Here is a 16313-nt window from a genome sequence, read left to right on the forward strand (position 1 = left end):
ATTTTTTATTGCCTTCAGGTGTAGCAAAAATGAATTACCTTTGTTTGAATTTTATAACTTTGAACAATGGAAATATCAGAGTCTTTACAAGAATTTTATCATCGTAATCAGGTACCGGTTTTCCCCTCGTGTCTTTTACATACAGGCTTAGGACATTTTAATGTTTTCTCCAGGGATAACTGTGCATTGGTGAGTCCTTACAGCAGAAGAGATTATTATAAGATTTCATTGATTATTGGAAAAGGAAAGCTTCATTATGCCGATAAGTGGATCCGGATAGATCAGCCGGCTTTATTGTTTTCGAACCCTGTTATTCCTTATTCCTGGGAGGCAGACAATGAAGAGCAGACAGGCTGGTTTTGCCTTTTTACAGACCAGTTTCTTCAGAATGGAACCCGTTTGGGAAACCTTCAGGACTCCCCTCTTTTTAAAATAGGAGGCACGCCAGTCTTCTTCGTTAATGATGAACAGCAGAAATCTATTTCAGATATTTTTGAAAAAATGATGACAGAAATCCAATCTGATTATATCCATAAATATGATATGCTTCGTAGTTATCTTCATATTTTAATCCATGAAACCATGAAGATGCATCCTGCAGAGAGCTTTGAGCCTTATCAAAATGCTTCACAAAGAGTAGCTTCGTTATTTATGGAATTACTGGAAAGACAGTTTCCGATTGACAGTCCTGAAGCATTTTTAAAACTTAAAACACCTAATGATTATGCAGAAAGTCTCTCCATTCATGTTAATTCTTTAAACCGTTCAGTAAAAGAAGTTACGGGAAGAACGACTACGCAGCAGATTACCGCAAGGATTATTCAGGAAGCTCATGCTCTTTTGAAGCACACCGACTGGAGTATTTCTGAAATTGCTTATGGTCTTGGATTTGAAGAACCTGCCTATTTTACGAACTATTTTAAAAAACAAACTGGCAATACTCCCAATATGCTAAGAAATAATCTTGTTTGAATTTTATAATTTTTAGTTTGAATTCTATATGAAATGTCTGGGTTTGTTATTATAATTTTGTTATTATAATTTAAAACCACAGCAATCATGAAATTTAGAAAATTAGGAAATACAGGAGAACAACTGTCCGCTATCGGTCTGGGATGTATGGGAATGAGCTTTGCATATGGTCCAGCGGATGAACAAGAGAGTATTAACACGCTGCATAGAGCTTTAGATTTAGGAGTTAACTTCTGGGATACGGCTGATATGTATGCCAATGGAGAAAATGAAAAACTGATTTCCAAAGTATTGGTTCCAAATCGTGATAAAATTTTTATCGCTACAAAATTCGGATTTAGATTTAAAGACGGTAAAGCCAGTCACAGTGGTGCTCCCGGAACTTATTTTGACGGTTCCCCGGAGTGGATCAGACAGGCCGTAGATTTAAGTCTTCAGAGACTGAAAATTGATACAATAGATTTATATTATGCACACAGGGTTGATCCGAATATCCCTGTTGAGGAAACAGTAGGAGCGATGGCAGAGCTTGTAAAAGAGGGGAAGGTAAAATATATTGGTTTATCAGAAGCTTCTGCTGAATCAATCAGAAAAGCCAATAATATTCACCCAATTACGGCTTTGCAGTCCGAATATTCAATCCTTACAAGAGATGTTGAAAAAGAGATTTTACCCACAATCAGAGAGCTGGGAATTTCCTTAGTTCCTTACTCCCCTTTAGCAAGAGGACTTTTCGCTAACATCAATGAAGCACAGAATTTTGGAGATGATGATTTCAGAAAGTCATTACCCCGTTATCAGGAGGCAAGCCTCGAAAATAACAGGAACTTAGCTAAAGAATTTAATGATTTTGCTAATGTTAAAGGAGTAAAAGGAACACAGTTAGCATTAGCGTGGGTATTGAACCAGGGAGATGATATTATTCCTATTCCGGGAACCAAACGGATTAAATACCTGGAAGAAAATATTAAAGCAACGGATATTGAGCTTTCTCAATCAGATCTGAATACGATTGATACCATCTTGAAAAAGTACCCCAATGTTGGAGAAAGATATAGTGAAGGATCTATGAAATTGGTCAATAATTAGACTAAACATTATTTTAAAATAAGATACATCTGCAATGAACAGAAGAGAACTTTTAAAAAATGGACTATTAGCAGGAGCTTTTAGTGTTTTACCTTTTGCCAATACTTTAGCGGGAACTCATAAGAAAACCTTAGTTTGGAAAGATGATCTTTCAGGAGTTAAAAAAATCAAATTAGGAGAATTGGAGTTGTATATTCTTACAGATGGATATATTCACGAAGAAAACCTCTTGTCTTTTGCTCCCCGGGGAAATATATCTGAATTAAAGACCATTCTCAAAGATAATTTTCGCTCCGAAGATTCTATCGATATGGCAATGAATATTTTGCTGGTTAAAGCAAAAGACAGATTGATCTTAATGGATACCGGAATGGGAATTTTTGCAGACGAAAGAACCGGATTTCTGTTAAAAAGCTTGGAAAAAGCAGGGTTTTCAGCAGCTGATGTTACCGATATATTTATTTCTCATGCTCATCCGGATCATATCGGCGGAGTGGTGGATAAAGAAGATAAACTGGTTTTTCCTAAAGCTGATATTTTTATTTCGAAAGTTGAACATGATTTCTGGATGAGGGCAACACTCAAAGATTTTACCAATAGTGCTTTAAAAAAGCAACCGGAACTTCTTAATAAGATTATACTTGCCATTCAGAGGATCTTAAAGACTATAAAGCCAAAACTGAATTTTTATGATTTGGATAAATCGTTATATGATAATTTCAGCTTTCAGTTAGCACCGGGACATACACCGGGACTTACATTGGTGAATATTAATTCCGGAAATGAAAGTTTGCTGTATATCGCAGATCTGATGCATTCTGATGTCGTTTTATTTCCGCATCCCGATTGGGGATATTTCGGAGATACGGATCTGGATATTGCTATAGAATCACGGAAAAAAATCCTTGATCAATTAGCCAAAACTAAATCCAGAGCTTTTGCTTACCATTTGCCATGGCCTGGTTTAGGTTTCACCCAAAAGAAAGGCAATGGATTTGAATGGTTTCCGGAAAGCTTTATGAATTAATCCGACTTTGTTTAAATTTTCTACAATAGACATAGTTAATAATAAGCCCTCTCAGAAATGAGAGGGTTTGTTGGTAAGATAAAGATTGTTAGAATGTTTGCAGAATGAAATGGAACTTATTTATAAAATAAAAGAGGCTGTCTCAAAAGGACAGTCTCTTTTTAGTATTTCATTGAAAAAAGATTTCGATATTTTGAATAAAAAAAATATCTTGGAAAAAAGAAGATATAAGTCAAAAAAGCAGTCTGTTTTAGGCTGCTTTTGACATTTTCTTTAGATTGTGGGCAATTGCGAGTATGCCGATTTCTACCTCGACTTTATTTTTTCCCCGAAGCATGAATCGTTTAAAATTTTTGTTGTGTTTGAGCTCTGCAAAAACAGGTTCAACATCATGGGATCTTTGTTTTCTGAGTTTGATGCCCTTGCTGGTATTAAGAAGTTTGAAAACCTTTTCTCTGATTTTTGCCAATTTAGGATTGTTTTGTGAAGTGGTTATTTGTCCCGATTTCTGATCTTTTCTGAAGTAATTATATTTAACATAAGCTTTTATTTTCTTAGATTTTAACAAGTTGTAATTTTCTTCTGAGCCATAACCAGCATCAGCAACAAGCTCTTTGGGAGCTTTATGATAGCTTTCTTCAAAACCCAGTAAATGAGTCGCTAATGTTTTGGTGTCTGTTGGGTTGGGATGAATTGAATAATGTAAAATGAATTGTCTATGGGTAGAAATTTGTAGATTGTAAGCGGGTTTTAGTTGTCCGTTTCGCATATGATCCTCCTTCATTCGCATAAAAGTAGCGTCTGTATCGGTTTTGGAATAGGAATTTCTATCTTCTAATAATTCTTGCTGTTTTTTATATTTCTCTAAATTATCTGCCCAGTTTTTCTTAGCATAATTCAGTTTCTGACGAACTTTTGAAGCTACTTTTTTATCTTTCAAAACTTCATTGATCTTTTCGATGGTTTGAGTTACTTTTTCAGAATCTACTTCTTTAAAATCAATACTTTCTGTATTTTCAAGCTCGTCTTTGGCAACTGTTTCTGCATAGTTCCAAAGCTCTTCTAATTGCTCTGCAATCCTTTCTTTGTGTTTTTTGACAGCTCTTCCCCAAACAAAAGTATAGCGATTGGCATTGGCTTCTATCTTGGTGCCATCTACAAAAGTGGTTTTCAGACTTACCAAACCTTCCTTTTCCAAAAGAAGAACAATTTGTGTGAAAATAGCTTTAATCTCACCTTTCAATCGTTCACTACGGAACCTGTTTAAGGTGTTATGATCGGGACGGCTCATTGCAGAGAGCCACATAAAATGGATGTTTTCTTTCAAGGCCTGCTCCATTTTGCGGCTTGAATAGATATTGCTTAAATAGCCATAAATCAAAACTTTCAAAAGCATTTTCGGGTGGTAGCAAGATGTTCCGCCAGGTTTGTAGGTTTTAATTAAGCTTTTGATATCCAAGCCATCAATAATGTTTGAAACAATTTTCACAGGATGTCGCTCATCAATCAACTCCGATAAATTGGGAGGAAAAAGCAGATTTTCTTTGGGGGTGTAATCTTTAAAGACTACTTTTGACGTACTTAACACAATGCAAATTAATCAATTTGCAACTATTAGGAAAGCGAAAGCTTTCCTTTTTGCATAAAAAAGGCTATCTCTTTTGAGACAGCCTCTTTTATTTTATAAATTCAGGAAATTAAATTCCGTCAATGATTGCATTCAAAATCGTACTTGGTCTCATTGCTGCATAAGTTTTGTATGGGTCTGTTTTATAGTACCCGTCAATATTCTGAGGCTTGCCTTGTGCACTGATTAATTCTTCATTAATAACTGCTTCATTTTCCTTCATATTCTCTGCAATAGGCTTGAATTTTTCAGCAATTTCTGCATCAGCAGTTTGGTTAGCCAAAGCTTCTGCCCAATACATTGCTAAGTAGAAATGAGAACCTCTGTTATCGATCTGTCCTACCTTTCTTGCCGGTGATTTATCTGTAGCCAAGAATTTAGCATTTGCTTCATCTAAAGCATCTGCCAATACCTGAGATTTTGTATTTCCTTGAGTTTGAGCTAGGTGCTCTAAAGATGCCTGAAGTGCAAGGAATTCACCTAAAGAATCCCATCTTAGGTAACCTTCTTCAATAAACTGTTCTACGTGCTTAGGAGCAGAACCTCCGGCTCCCGTTTCGAATAAACCACCTCCGTTCATCAATGGAACAATAGATAGCATTTTCGCTGAAGTTCCTAATTCAAGAATAGGGAAAAGATCTGTTAAATAATCTCTCAATACATTTCCTGAAACGGAGATTGTATCTTTACCTTCTCTTGCTCTTTTTAAAGTTTCAGTCATAGCATCCTTAACATCAAGAATTCTGATGTCTAATCCTGCGGTATCGTAATCTTTTAGGTATTTTTCTACTTTTTTGATGATTTCTCTGTCGTGAGCTCTTCCTTTGTCTAACCAGAAAATAGCTGGAGTATCTGATAATCTAGATCTGTTAACTGCTAATTTTACCCAATCCTGGATTGGAGCATCTTTAGTCTGACACATTCTGAAAATATCGCTTTTTTCTACTTTCTGAGAAAGAAGAACATTTCCTGCTTCATCCTGAACTTCAATTGTTCCGTCTGCAACAGCCTGGAAGGTCTTATCATGAGAACCGTATTCCTCTGCTTTTTGAGCCATTAAACCAACATTCGGCACAGAACCCATTGTAGTAGGATCCAGTTTTCCATGAGCTCTCATATCGTCGATTACTGCCTGGTAGAAACCTGCATAAGAACGGTCTGGAATGATCGCCACTGTATCTTCTTCCTTACCTTCCTTATTCCACATTTTACCGCCACCTCTTACTAAAGCAGCCATAGATGCATCAACAATGATATCTGATGGTACGTGGAAGTTTGTAATTCCTTTGTCAGAGTTTACCATAGCTACTCTAGGCCCTTCTGCAAGAGCTTTGTCAATATCAGCCTTGATTTCAGCTTCCTGAGCGTTTCCTTTAATCTTTTCAAAAAGATCGGCAAGACCGTTGTTAGGATTGATATCTAAAGATTTGAAAGTATCTGCATATTTAGTAAACACATCTTTGAAGAACGTTTCTACGATAGCTCCGAAAATAATAGGATCAGAGATTTTCATCATCGTAGCTTTCAGGTGCGCTGAAAGAAGTACGTTTCTTTTCTTAGCCTCTTCAATTGCTTCTTGTACGAAAACTTTTAAAGCTCTTAAGTTCATCACAGAAGAATCGATAATCTCTCCGGCCTGAAGACCAGCGAAATCTTTTAATACTGTTTCAGAACCATCGTTTCCTTTGAATACGATTTTATACTTCAATGCATTTTCAACTGTTGTAGAAGTTTCAGTACCATAGAAGTCTCCATTATTCATGTGAGCTACATCGGTTTTGCTGTCAGAAGCCCAGTCACCCATTCTATGAGGGTTGGCTTTAGCGTAATTTTTAACAGCTTTTGGAGCACGTCTGTCAGAATTTCCTTCTCTTAATACAGGATTTACTGCACTTCCTAATACTTTAGCATATTTAGCTTTGATTGCTTTCTCTTCATCATTTTTAGGCTCAGCAGGATAATTGGGAACTGCGAAACCTTTAGACTGTAATTCTGCGATCGCTCCATCAAGCTGAGGTGCAGAAGCAGAGATGTTAGGTAACTTGATAATATTTGCATCCGGTGTTGTTGCCAATTGACCCAATTCTGCTAAAGCATCAACGGTTTTTTGATCATCCTTTAAAAACTCAGGGAAGTTTGCTAAAATTCTCCCTGCCAAAGAAATGTCCGGAACCGCAATCTCAATATTTGCAGATTTTGTAAATGCTTTTACGATAGGTAAAAACGAGTGGGTAGCCAACATTGGAGCTTCATCCGTTAATGTGTAATAGATTTTTGATTTTTCTGACATTATACTGTTATTTATTATTTGATTTTTAACTCCCACAAATTTAGTTAAAATTTAAATTTTTTTGGATTAATCCTCAGCAAGTTTTTGCACTTTAAGAATTATTTAACCTTTATTTGAAAGAAAAAATAAGTAATTTGAGTAAATTTGAAAAAACCTAAAAAATAAATCATATGTCGACTACTATTACGTTAAAAGGAAACGAAGTACATACTATAGGAAGCCTTCCGTCAAATGGAACAACAATAAGAGATTTTGCATTGGTAGATTCAGGATTAAATGTGAAAACACTGGCAGATTTTGAAGGAAAGAAAAAGGTCTTCAATATCTTTCCAAGTATAGATACGGGAACTTGTGCTGCTTCAGCAAGAAAATTCAATGAAGAAGCTTCCAGTTTAGATAATACAGTTGTCATCAATGTCTCTAAAGATCTCCCATTTGCATTAGGAAGATTTTGTGCTGCAGAAGGCTTAAATAATGTAGAAACTCTATCTGATTTCAGAAGTAGTTTCGGAGATGACTATGAAGTAACGATGACAGACTCTCCTTTAAAAGGACTTCTAAGCCGTGCAGTAATCGTTACGGACGAAAATAACAAAGTGGTATATACCGAGCAGGTTTCTGAAATCGTTAATGAACCAAATTATAGTGCCGCTATTGAAGCATTAAAATAAATAATTGAAAATTAAAATTTCAAAAAGCCTTATGGAAGTTCTGACTTTCGTAAGGCTTTTTTATTTAAAAATTATATGAAAGATAGGCCAGAGTTTGTTTTAAAAAAAGAGAATGATCACTAGAAAATAGTAAGGATATTTTTAATTCAATGAAATAGAACGAAATGCATAAAGAAAAGATCTAAAATAAGTATTGGTTTTAAACCTTTGATCATCTTTTTCATATCTTTATTAAAATTTAAAACATAAGACATTCAATTGTTAATGGATCAAAAAACACTACAAATGCTTGATAATTACAAAAGGTATGGAGAACTATTTCAGGTTGACCAGGAACATTTCGAAGAATTCTATTCACTCCTTAAAAATACTGAGCTTCAGAAGTCTGACTTCTTTCTAAAGCAAGGAGAAAAATGCAAATATTTAGGCTTTATTAAAAGTGGTACGATCAGGAGCTTTTATATTAATGATCAGGGGCGCGAAATTAATTTTGGCTTCTATTTTGAAAATGAATTTTTTACGGATTACGAAAGCATTCTGTGCGATACGGTTTCCAATATGAATATCCAGGCCATCGGAAATTGTGAAATTTTACTTCTCAATAAAGATGATTTACAAAAATTATATCAGAAAGAAGCTTACTGGCAACAATTTGGAAGAATGATGAGCGAAAAGATTTATCTGGATGCCAAGAAAAGGATTGATGATTTATTGTGTAATTCACCTGAAAATAGATATCTCAATCTTCTGAGAAAAGAACCTGTAGTTTTTCAGAAAATAGCACAGAAACATATTGCCAGCTATCTTGGAATTACAGAACAATCTCTTAGTCGTATAAGAAGCAGGATTATTAATTAACTTAAGTTAACGTCTATTGAATTTTAAGAACGTAGTTTTACTAATATCAACTTAATATTATATAATTATGGATCAAAAAGATTTAACCATTATCTTGGTACACGGAGCTTGGGGAGATGGTTCCCACTGGCAGTATGTTATTCCTTCGCTTACCAAAGCAGGATATAAAGTGAGAAGCGTTCAAAATCCTTTAACTACATTACAGGACGATATTAACAAGACTAAAGATCTTATTGATGCACAAGAAGGAAAGGTGCTTCTAGTTGGGCATTCTTATGGTGGTGCTGTAATTTCCGGAGCTGGAAATCATGATAAAGTAGTGGGGTTGGTTTATATTGCAGCATTCGCTCCGGATGCAGGTGACAGCTTAGGAGCTCTTTTAGGAAAAAGAGAATCTCCGGGAGGAGCTAGTATTTATCCTGACAGTAAAGGATTCTTATGGATTAAATACGATGAATTCCAATCGGCTTTCTGCCAGGATCTGGATGACGAAAAGGCATTGGTAATGTCATTATCTCAAAAGCCAATCCACAGCCAGTGCTTCGGTGACGAAGCAGGAGAGCCTGCCTGGAAAACAAAACCAAGCTGGTATCAGATTTCGCTGAAGGATCGTATGATCCCTGCAGAAACTGAAAAAGAAATGGCGGAACGCATGCAGCCTAAAAAAATCATTTCTTTAGATGCAGGACATGCTTCATTAGCTTCACATCCTCAGGATGTTACTCAGTTGATTTTAGAAGCAGCATCAACGCTGTAAAGATTCTGGATAAAAAATAATCTGTAAGCCTTGTGATATTTTACGTAAATTCACAAGGCTTTTCTTTGTAATAAAGATTTTAATTAAATAACCATGGTTAAAAGAATTGTAGCCAACTTACAGACAGAGGATTTATCCCGCGCAGACTATTTTTATCATCATATTTTAAGTCTTGAACTATTAATGGACCATGGCTGGATCAAAACATTCGGCAATGATGAAAAAGCAAAGGTTCAGATAAGCTTTGCTGTTCAGGGAGGAAATGATACTCCTGTTCCTGATTTTTCTATTGAAGTGGATCAAGTGGATGATATTCATCAAAAGATGAAAGATTCAGGTTTTGAGATTACCTATGATATTACTGATGAAGATTGGGGAGTCCGAAGATTTTTCGTGAAAGATCCATTTGGAAAATTAATTAATATTCTCTCCCATCAATAACTCATTGTACTCATGAAAGCAGAACAGATTATACCTATTCTCAGGATTTTTGATTACCAGAAAACAATTGAATTTTACGTTGACTGGCTTGGTTTTGAAATTGTCTGGGAACATCATTTTGAAGATAACACCCCTGTTTACATGGAAGTGAACAAAGAAAATATAACCTTTCATTTAAGTGAACATCATGGTGATGCTACGCCGGGAAGCAGTGTTTTTATCTGGGGAGAAGGAGTGGCAGATTATCATAAAGAATTAATTGCTAAAAAGTATAAATATAACAGGCCGGGATTGGAAAAAACATTTTATGATGCAGTCTCTTTTACAGTTAATGACCCGTTTGGAAATAAGATTATTTTCAATGAAAAATTTGATGAGGCGAAACATAAGGAGTTGGAGTTTTATTCGGCAGGTTAGTGAAAGGAATTTAGATTAAAAAATTGAAAGATTACGTCAGTTGAGCGTATTGTCATTCATTGGTTAATACGGATCAATAGAAGAGGGCTTTAGCCCGTTTTCAATTATAGAAGCCCTGCCTCTGGCTTTAGCCAAAACTATACAGCGGTGTAATTTGTGGTTAGAATGCAGGTAAATTCATGATTCAAATCATCAAAATCTTACTAATTAACCAGTATCTTTGGACTTTAAAATTGAGATGAAACGTTCAGGAACAGCAGACCTACCTTTACACTATGGCAAAGTACCGCCATGGCTGTATGAGCGTATGTCTGTACTGGGACTATCCATTATTGAGGTAATCCTGATGGATTATGGTAAAGATGAAGTTCTTCGCCGGTTGTCAAACCCGTTTTGGTTTCAAAGTTTTGGAGCGGTAATGGGAATGGACTGGCATTCTTCAGGCATAACAACCTCTGTAATGGGAGCATTAAAACGATCGATTAATCCCAACTCAAAATCCTTAGGTATTTATATTTGTGGCGGAAAAGGGAAGTTTTCAAAAGATACGCCTTCAGAACTTATTGCAATTGCCGATAAAACCGGATTAAACGGTACAGAATTGGTCAGAGCAAGCAAACTCTCTGCGAAAGTGGATAATACAGCTATTCAGGATGGATATCAGCTGTATCTGCATAATTTTATCCTGTCTGATACGGGAAGCTGGAGTGTTGTTCAACAAGGAATGCACGAATCTGACGGAACAGCGAGAAGGTATCACTGGCATTCAGAGAATGTAAAATCATTTATTGAAGAACCTCACACGGGGATCAATGGGATTTCGAGAGGAAAAATTCTTAATCTTACTGATGCTCATGCTTCCGACAACCGAAAAGGAATCCTGGAGATTTCTCATACCGATTCTACGGAGGTGATGAGTGATTTTTCGAGGCTGATCCTTCCGGCACATCATGATGTTCAGGGCTCCGATGTTGATTTAAAACGTTTAGGTGCTCTTTTATATGTCACGCGTGAGCAGCAGCCACAAAATTTCGAAGACCTTCTAATGTTGGAAGGGGTAGGGCCACGTACGATGCAGTCCTTGGCTCTGGTGAGTGAGGTGATCCATGGAGCGCCGTCCAGATTTTCAGATCCAGCAAGGTTTTCTTTTGCTCATGGAGGTAAGGATGGACATCCTTTTCCAGTTCCTATTAACGTATATGATGAAAGTATTGGTATTCTTAAAAAAGGGATTGAAAAATCCAAACTGGGAAACTCAGATAAACTGAAATCATTACATAAACTTCATCAGATTATTGCTGAGACAGAAAAAAGCTTTACACCGGATTTTGATATTCAGGAAGTGATAGAAGAAGAAAGGCAGAACTCCTGGAGATTTGGTGGTAAAACTGTTTTCGGAGATGCTGAAAAACCCGGAAAGCCAAAGCCTATTCAGCTTTCCTTATTCTAAAGTCATCACTGTAAACTTAAACGTAATCTTTATCATGGATGTCGATTAATCTTGGATTTCAGAATACAGGATGAAGTCTTGCGTGTACAGTTGATGGAAGAATCTAAATACAGTAAATCACCAATCATTTTTACACCTGTAAAACTTTTTTGTAACAATTCCAATAAAAATTATATTTTTAGATCATTAAAAATATTCATCTCATGGGTAATATAGCTTTAGAAATTTCATATGATTTTCCATTTTTCATGCATGAAGAACTGGGTGAGATCTTTCAGGCTCATGAAAAAGTAACCTTTCAAAAAGGAGATTTTATTCTTGAAGAAGGAAAAACAGCTAATGAATATTATATTTTGGAAAAGGGGCTGGCCAGATCATTCGTTAATGACTTTAATGGCAATGAAGTTACCACTCATTTTTTCGCGGAAAATGAAATTATTATAGAAGTTTTGTCTCTTTTTCAGAGAATCCCATCGCAGGAAAATATTATGTGTATTACCGATTGTGAATGCTGGAAATTAGATTATAATACATTTCAGGATCTCTTCCACAAAATTCCTAATCTCAGGGAGTGGGGACGTTCATGGATGTCCCAACAGCTTTTTGCTTACAAACAGCGATCTGTAGAAATGTTTACCCTTTCCGCTACAAAGCGATATCTTAACCTGTTGGAACAGAAAAATAAGGTGATACAATTGGCTCCCCTCAAACAAATAGCCTCATACCTTGGAGTTACGGATACTTCTCTAAGCAGAATCCGTAAAGAATTGGTGTCGCATTCAAAGAAAATTTAAATCTTGCCTTATGGCAAGATGATTCTGATATTGACTTGGTAATTTTGGTTAAAAGTTTAACACTAAAATTAGAAAAAATGAAAGTCAATCAAATTTATGTGAATCTTCCTGTTAAAGATATTCAGAAAACGAGAGAATTCTGGACGAAACTGGGCTTCACGATCAACGAACAATTTTCAGACGAAAAAGCAGTATGTATAATGATGAAGGAAGATAGTATTTATGTTATGTTTCTAACGGAAGAATACTTTCAGACTTTTTCCAGTAAGCCGGTTCCTAAAGGGGATACAGCTGAGGTACTTGTTGCTGTTAGTTTAAACAGCCGTGAGGAAGTTGAGCATATAGTTAACACAGCTCTGGCAAACGGAGGTTCACAGCATGAAGAACCACAAGATTATGGATGGATGTATCAAAATTCTTTTTGGGATCTTAACGGACACGGCTGGAATATAACATTTGCAGATATTTCTAAGTTTCCTGCTGAATAGGTTTCAGATACAAGTAGGATTAGAATCCACTAAAGCTAATACGTACTCTTTGTGTTTAAACAAACAGAATAATTATGGAAACGAAATCAAACGATATTGAAATCATAAAATATCTAGTATTTAGCAATTACAAAGTAATTTCGATGAATATTGAAGGTATTTCCAATGAAGAAGCAATGATTTTCCCGAACGGGGAAGCGAATTGTATGAACTGGATTTTAGGACATTTAATTTATGTAAGAAATGCTTTTTTGAATGTTTTAGGAAAAGAGCCAGTTTGGGACAACGAAAAATTTTCATTTTATAAAAGAGGTGAAACTCCTTTAAACAGGAAAGATGAACTGATCAGTTTTGAAGAACTGAAATCCTATTTAAATGAAACTCAAAGCCAACTTGAATCGAAGCTCAATAGTATTGAAAGTCTTGAACCTACATCCATTAATGATATTTCAACACTTTCTCTGCACGAAATTTATCATAGTGGTCAATTGGGGTATCTCAGAAGAATTCTCGGAAAACCCGGAGCCATAAAATAAATGATGTTTCTTATCTGTTAAAGAAAAATATAAAATTCTAATCACAAAATCACTTAATAATGGACACGCCAAAATCAAAAAAAATAGAAATCGTTATTCCTGCTTATAGAATGCACTCCCAAAGCTTTTTGAATGTTTTGGATGGTATTTCGGAAGAAGATGCCATGAAACGGATTGATGGAAAAACCAACCATATCGTATGGATGGCGGGAAACTTTCTCAATATGCGCTACGGATTAGGCTGGGTCTTAGGACTCCAGGAAGAAGATCCTTATAATGAGCTCTTTTTCCAGGGTAAAGCCTTAGATGAGAGTTTCAGCTACCCAAGCCTGGAGGACCTGAAGAAAAGTTTTCATGCAGTTTCCCCTAAAGTATATCAGAAATTATTGGAAGCTACAGATGAACAGTTGGATGAAATTTTTGAAATAGGCATGAATGCACCCTATTTTAAAGAAACCAAACTTAATTTCATAGGTATGTGTATAGGACGCGAAGATTATTTATGCGGGCAAATAGGATTGATGCGGAAAATTTTAGGCTATCCTGGAATGAAGTATGATACTGATGAAAATTTAAAATACTAACCAATGCATCCTATAGAAAAAGGTTATAAGACGGTTAATGGAATTCAGATGTACTATGAGGTATATGGTTCCGGAAAGCCATTAGTCTTAATTCATGGAGGAGGTTCTTCCATTCTATTTGACTTCAAAGAAGTTATTTCAAGACTGGAAAATCGATTTCAATTAAAATTAATAGGAATTGACCTGCAAAATCACGGAATGACGGAGCATAGGAATATTCCGGAAACCTTTCAGCAGGATGCTCATGATGTGGTAGCTCTTTTGGCGGAAATAAAAATAAATAAAGCCTCATTCTGGGGATTTAGTAACGGAGGAAATACAGTCATGCAAATTGCATATCTCTATCCAGGAATAATGGATAAGTTGATTGTAGCCTCTTCTTTCTACAAAAGAAACGGAATGCAGGACGGTTTTTTTGAATCGATGGATGAAGCCAGTCTTGATTCAATGCCAGAACCGCTTAAAATTAATTTTCTGGAATTAAATCCTGACTTTTCCAGATTAGAAAATATGTTTGATAAAGACAGTAAAAGAATGCAGTCTTTTGAAGACTGGGGTGATGAAATCCTGACGTCTATAAACAGCTCTGCATTATTTATTTCCGGAGATAAAGATATCATAAAACCCGAGCATACAGTAGAAATGTGGCGACTGGTTAAGAGATCTCAATTAATGATTCTTCCTGCAACTCATGGTTCTTATATGATGGCTGATTTTGAGGGGAATACCGATGAAAAGCTCATAGATTTAACCGTGAATGAAGTAGCGACATTTTTAAAAGATTAAGATTTCATAGGCTTTTAAGATAGCAACTTTAGTTATTTTCCTATGTTTTTATTTGTAAAGGTAAAATCGCGAAATCGCTGATTTGCTAAATTGTTAACTGCAAATTTGTTGACTCAAGGAATATTTTTCGACAGTAGGAGAAGTATATTAATAATCTTCTTAACACAGAATCTTAATGGTTCAATAAAACCTTAATACTAACTTTAAAAATTAAATATCATGGCAAAATTAAATCCATACCTCAATTTTGATGGTACAGCAGAAGAAGCTTTCAATTTTTACAAATCGATCTTTGGCGGAGAATTCCGTGGCGAAGTCTATAAAATGGGAAATGCACCGGGAACAGAAAATCTTTCCGAAGAAGAAAAAAATAGGGTGATGCATATTGCGTTGCCTATCGGGGATGATCTTTTGATGGCATCAGATATCGTTCCCGGATTTGGGCAGAGTCTGACGGTGGGAAACAATAATTATGTTTCTATTTTCCCCGAATCCAGAGATGAAGCAGACAGACTTTTTAAAGGACTTTCCGAAGGCGGGAATATAGAAATGCCTATTGAAGATCAGTTTTGGGGAGACTATTTCGGAAGCTTTCAGGATAAATATGGTGTTCATTGGATGGTGAACTATAATGAAGAATCTGCAAAATAATCTTATATTTAACTAAATTTTTTAAGGGCAGTTGGAAAATTAACTGCCCTGTTTTACCCAATCATTAAAAAAAAGAATTATGGATCCAATTAAAATAGATATTACCATTTTAGCACCTGTTGAAAAAGTCTGGGATTATTTTAATGCTCCTAATCACATTACCCAATGGAATTTTGCTCATGAGAGCTGGCAATGTCCGAGCTCTGTAAATGATTTGAGGGTTGGAGGAAAATTCAAAACCCGGATGGAAGCAAAAGATAAAAGCTTCGGATTTGATTTTGAAGGAATCTACGATGAGGTTATTCCTTATGAAAAGATAAAATATCACCTGGAAGATGGTCGAAATGTGGAAGTAATTTTTGAACGTATTGATTCGAATACAACAAAAGTTACTGAAGTTTTTGATCCTGAAAAGCAGAATTCAGCGGAAATGCAAAGAGATGGCTGGTACGCGATCCTCGATAATTTCCATAAATATGTTGAAAAACACTAAAAAACTTTTTTATAACCATGATCAATTTAGTAATAATGGCCAAATGTTTAAGTTCCATTTGTGCTGTTAATCATGTTAGTAAGGAGGATTTTTTATATGGTATTCTCGCTATGCCTGCAAGACGGTCTTTGGAAAAAGAAAAAATTGATTCTTTAGAAAAGCTATGCGATTATTCTGAAGATGAGATTAGGCAATTTCATGGCTTTGGAAAAAATACAATGGAAAAGCTTAAAAACCATATGAAAGAGCATCAGGTCTCCTTTAAAAATATACACTAAACCAAGTCTTTTGCTGTTCTGGCAAAAAAAGAATCTCAATAGAAGTTGAATAATCACCTGATTTCACTTGTACTGAGGATATATAACTATTACGAATCATCCTC

Annotated in this window: 19 protein-coding genes; 17 read left to right on the plus strand and 2 right to left on the minus strand. The window is 35.6% G+C overall.

The window, feature by feature from the left end:
- Positions 1-66: 66 nt before the first annotated feature.
- From CJF12_RS02010 to CJF12_RS02020, 3 genes are all read left to right on the plus strand, one after another.
- The gene (locus CJF12_RS02010; protein WP_034686957.1) at positions 67-972 is read left to right on the plus strand and encodes a helix-turn-helix domain-containing protein; all 906 of its coding nucleotides are present in this window, start codon (positions 67-69) and stop codon (positions 970-972) included.
- Positions 973-1059: 87 nt separating this feature from the next.
- Positions 1060-2061: an aldo/keto reductase gene (locus CJF12_RS02015; protein WP_034686960.1), complete on the plus strand. Its 1002-nt coding sequence runs from the start codon at positions 1060-1062 to the stop codon at positions 2059-2061.
- 34 nt (positions 2062-2095) lie between these two features.
- Complete coding sequence (locus CJF12_RS02020) at positions 2096-3088, plus strand: MBL fold metallo-hydrolase (protein WP_034686962.1); 993 nt, start codon at positions 2096-2098, stop codon at positions 3086-3088.
- A gap of 250 nt (positions 3089-3338) precedes the next feature.
- On the opposite strand, the gene CJF12_RS02025 is transcribed toward CJF12_RS02020, so the two are convergent.
- Entirely contained in the window at positions 3339-4676 is a 1338-nt protein-coding gene (locus tag CJF12_RS02025) for an IS1182 family transposase (protein WP_034681241.1), read from the minus strand.
- A gap of 109 nt (positions 4677-4785) precedes the next feature.
- Positions 4786-7005, minus strand: coding sequence for an NADP-dependent isocitrate dehydrogenase (locus CJF12_RS02030; protein WP_034683968.1), 2220 nt, complete (start codon positions 7003-7005; stop codon positions 4786-4788).
- 170 nt (positions 7006-7175) lie between these two features.
- On the opposite strand from CJF12_RS02030, the gene tpx reads away from it, so the two are divergent.
- From tpx to CJF12_RS02100, 14 genes are all read left to right on the plus strand, one after another.
- Entirely contained in the window at positions 7176-7676 is a 501-nt protein-coding gene (tpx, locus tag CJF12_RS02035; protein ID WP_034683969.1) for a thiol peroxidase, read from the plus strand.
- Positions 7677-7961: 285 nt separating this feature from the next.
- Positions 7962-8534, plus strand: coding sequence for a Crp/Fnr family transcriptional regulator (locus CJF12_RS02040; protein ID WP_228379086.1), 573 nt, complete (start codon positions 7962-7964; stop codon positions 8532-8534).
- 67 nt (positions 8535-8601) lie between these two features.
- Positions 8602-9291, plus strand: coding sequence for an alpha/beta hydrolase (locus CJF12_RS02045; protein WP_034683972.1), 690 nt, complete (start codon positions 8602-8604; stop codon positions 9289-9291).
- A 93-nt stretch (positions 9292-9384) separates the two neighbouring features.
- Entirely contained in the window at positions 9385-9732 is a 348-nt protein-coding gene (locus CJF12_RS02050; RefSeq protein ID WP_034683974.1) for a VOC family protein, read from the plus strand.
- A 12-nt stretch (positions 9733-9744) separates the two neighbouring features.
- A complete protein-coding gene (locus CJF12_RS02055; protein ID WP_034683976.1) occupies positions 9745-10149 on the plus strand; it encodes a glyoxalase superfamily protein in 405 nt (134 codons plus the stop codon).
- 238 nt (positions 10150-10387) lie between these two features.
- On the plus strand, positions 10388-11599 hold the full coding sequence (locus CJF12_RS02060) for a DUF763 domain-containing protein (RefSeq protein WP_034683978.1): 1212 nt from the start codon (positions 10388-10390) through the stop codon (positions 11597-11599).
- Positions 11600-11802: 203 nt separating this feature from the next.
- Positions 11803-12393 (plus strand): Crp/Fnr family transcriptional regulator, encoded by a 591-nt coding sequence (locus tag CJF12_RS02065; protein WP_051887260.1) that lies wholly within the window; start codon positions 11803-11805, stop codon positions 12391-12393.
- 77 nt (positions 12394-12470) lie between these two features.
- A complete protein-coding gene (locus CJF12_RS02070) occupies positions 12471-12881 on the plus strand; it encodes a VOC family protein (RefSeq protein ID WP_034683980.1) in 411 nt (136 codons plus the stop codon).
- 74 nt (positions 12882-12955) lie between these two features.
- Positions 12956-13417 (plus strand): hypothetical protein, encoded by a 462-nt coding sequence (locus CJF12_RS02075; RefSeq protein WP_034683982.1) that lies wholly within the window; start codon positions 12956-12958, stop codon positions 13415-13417.
- 59 nt (positions 13418-13476) lie between these two features.
- A complete protein-coding gene (locus tag CJF12_RS02080; protein ID WP_034683985.1) occupies positions 13477-14001 on the plus strand; it encodes a DinB family protein in 525 nt (174 codons plus the stop codon).
- A gap of 3 nt (positions 14002-14004) precedes the next feature.
- The gene (locus CJF12_RS02085) at positions 14005-14787 is read left to right on the plus strand and encodes an alpha/beta fold hydrolase (RefSeq protein WP_034683987.1); all 783 of its coding nucleotides are present in this window, start codon (positions 14005-14007) and stop codon (positions 14785-14787) included.
- 219 nt (positions 14788-15006) lie between these two features.
- Positions 15007-15438: a VOC family protein gene (locus CJF12_RS02090; RefSeq protein ID WP_034683989.1), complete on the plus strand. Its 432-nt coding sequence runs from the start codon at positions 15007-15009 to the stop codon at positions 15436-15438.
- Positions 15439-15517: 79 nt separating this feature from the next.
- Complete coding sequence (locus CJF12_RS02095) at positions 15518-15931, plus strand: SRPBCC family protein (protein ID WP_034683991.1); 414 nt, start codon at positions 15518-15520, stop codon at positions 15929-15931.
- A 17-nt stretch (positions 15932-15948) separates the two neighbouring features.
- Positions 15949-16209 carry a DNA-directed RNA polymerase subunit alpha C-terminal domain-containing protein gene (locus CJF12_RS02100; RefSeq protein ID WP_034683993.1) on the plus strand — a complete coding sequence of 87 codons (261 nt, stop codon included), beginning with the start codon at positions 15949-15951 and terminating at the stop codon, positions 16207-16209.
- Positions 16210-16313 lie beyond the last annotated feature (104 nt).

The organism is Chryseobacterium piperi (assembly GCF_002285635.2).
GTDB lineage: Bacteria > Bacteroidota > Bacteroidia > Flavobacteriales > Weeksellaceae > Chryseobacterium > Chryseobacterium piperi.

Bases quoted from the DNA above. Each gene is read 5' to 3' on its own strand.
- CJF12_RS02010 (WP_034686957.1), top strand. From the start codon at position 67: ATGGAAATATCAGAGTCTTTACAAGAATTTTATCATCGTAATCAGGTA.
- CJF12_RS02015 (WP_034686960.1), top strand. From the start codon at position 1,060: ATGAAATTTAGAAAATTAGGAAATACAGGAGAACAACTGTCCGCTATC.
- CJF12_RS02020 (WP_034686962.1), top strand. From the start codon at position 2,096: ATGAACAGAAGAGAACTTTTAAAAAATGGACTATTAGCAGGAGCTTTT.
- CJF12_RS02030 (WP_034683968.1), bottom strand. From the start codon at position 7,005: ATGTCAGAAAAATCAAAAATCTATTACACATTAACGGATGAAGCTCCA.
- tpx (WP_034683969.1), top strand. From the start codon at position 7,176: ATGTCGACTACTATTACGTTAAAAGGAAACGAAGTACATACTATAGGA.
- CJF12_RS02040 (WP_228379086.1), top strand. From the start codon at position 7,962: ATGCTTGATAATTACAAAAGGTATGGAGAACTATTTCAGGTTGACCAG.
- CJF12_RS02045 (WP_034683972.1), top strand. From the start codon at position 8,602: ATGGATCAAAAAGATTTAACCATTATCTTGGTACACGGAGCTTGGGGA.
- CJF12_RS02050 (WP_034683974.1), top strand. From the start codon at position 9,385: ATGGTTAAAAGAATTGTAGCCAACTTACAGACAGAGGATTTATCCCGC.
- CJF12_RS02055 (WP_034683976.1), top strand. From the start codon at position 9,745: ATGAAAGCAGAACAGATTATACCTATTCTCAGGATTTTTGATTACCAG.
- CJF12_RS02060 (WP_034683978.1), top strand. From the start codon at position 10,388: ATGAAACGTTCAGGAACAGCAGACCTACCTTTACACTATGGCAAAGTA.
- CJF12_RS02065 (WP_051887260.1), top strand. From the start codon at position 11,803: ATGGGTAATATAGCTTTAGAAATTTCATATGATTTTCCATTTTTCATG.
- CJF12_RS02070 (WP_034683980.1), top strand. From the start codon at position 12,471: ATGAAAGTCAATCAAATTTATGTGAATCTTCCTGTTAAAGATATTCAG.
- CJF12_RS02075 (WP_034683982.1), top strand. From the start codon at position 12,956: ATGGAAACGAAATCAAACGATATTGAAATCATAAAATATCTAGTATTT.
- CJF12_RS02080 (WP_034683985.1), top strand. From the start codon at position 13,477: ATGGACACGCCAAAATCAAAAAAAATAGAAATCGTTATTCCTGCTTAT.
- CJF12_RS02085 (WP_034683987.1), top strand. From the start codon at position 14,005: ATGCATCCTATAGAAAAAGGTTATAAGACGGTTAATGGAATTCAGATG.
- CJF12_RS02090 (WP_034683989.1), top strand. From the start codon at position 15,007: ATGGCAAAATTAAATCCATACCTCAATTTTGATGGTACAGCAGAAGAA.
- CJF12_RS02095 (WP_034683991.1), top strand. From the start codon at position 15,518: ATGGATCCAATTAAAATAGATATTACCATTTTAGCACCTGTTGAAAAA.
- CJF12_RS02100 (WP_034683993.1), top strand. From the start codon at position 15,949: ATGATCAATTTAGTAATAATGGCCAAATGTTTAAGTTCCATTTGTGCT.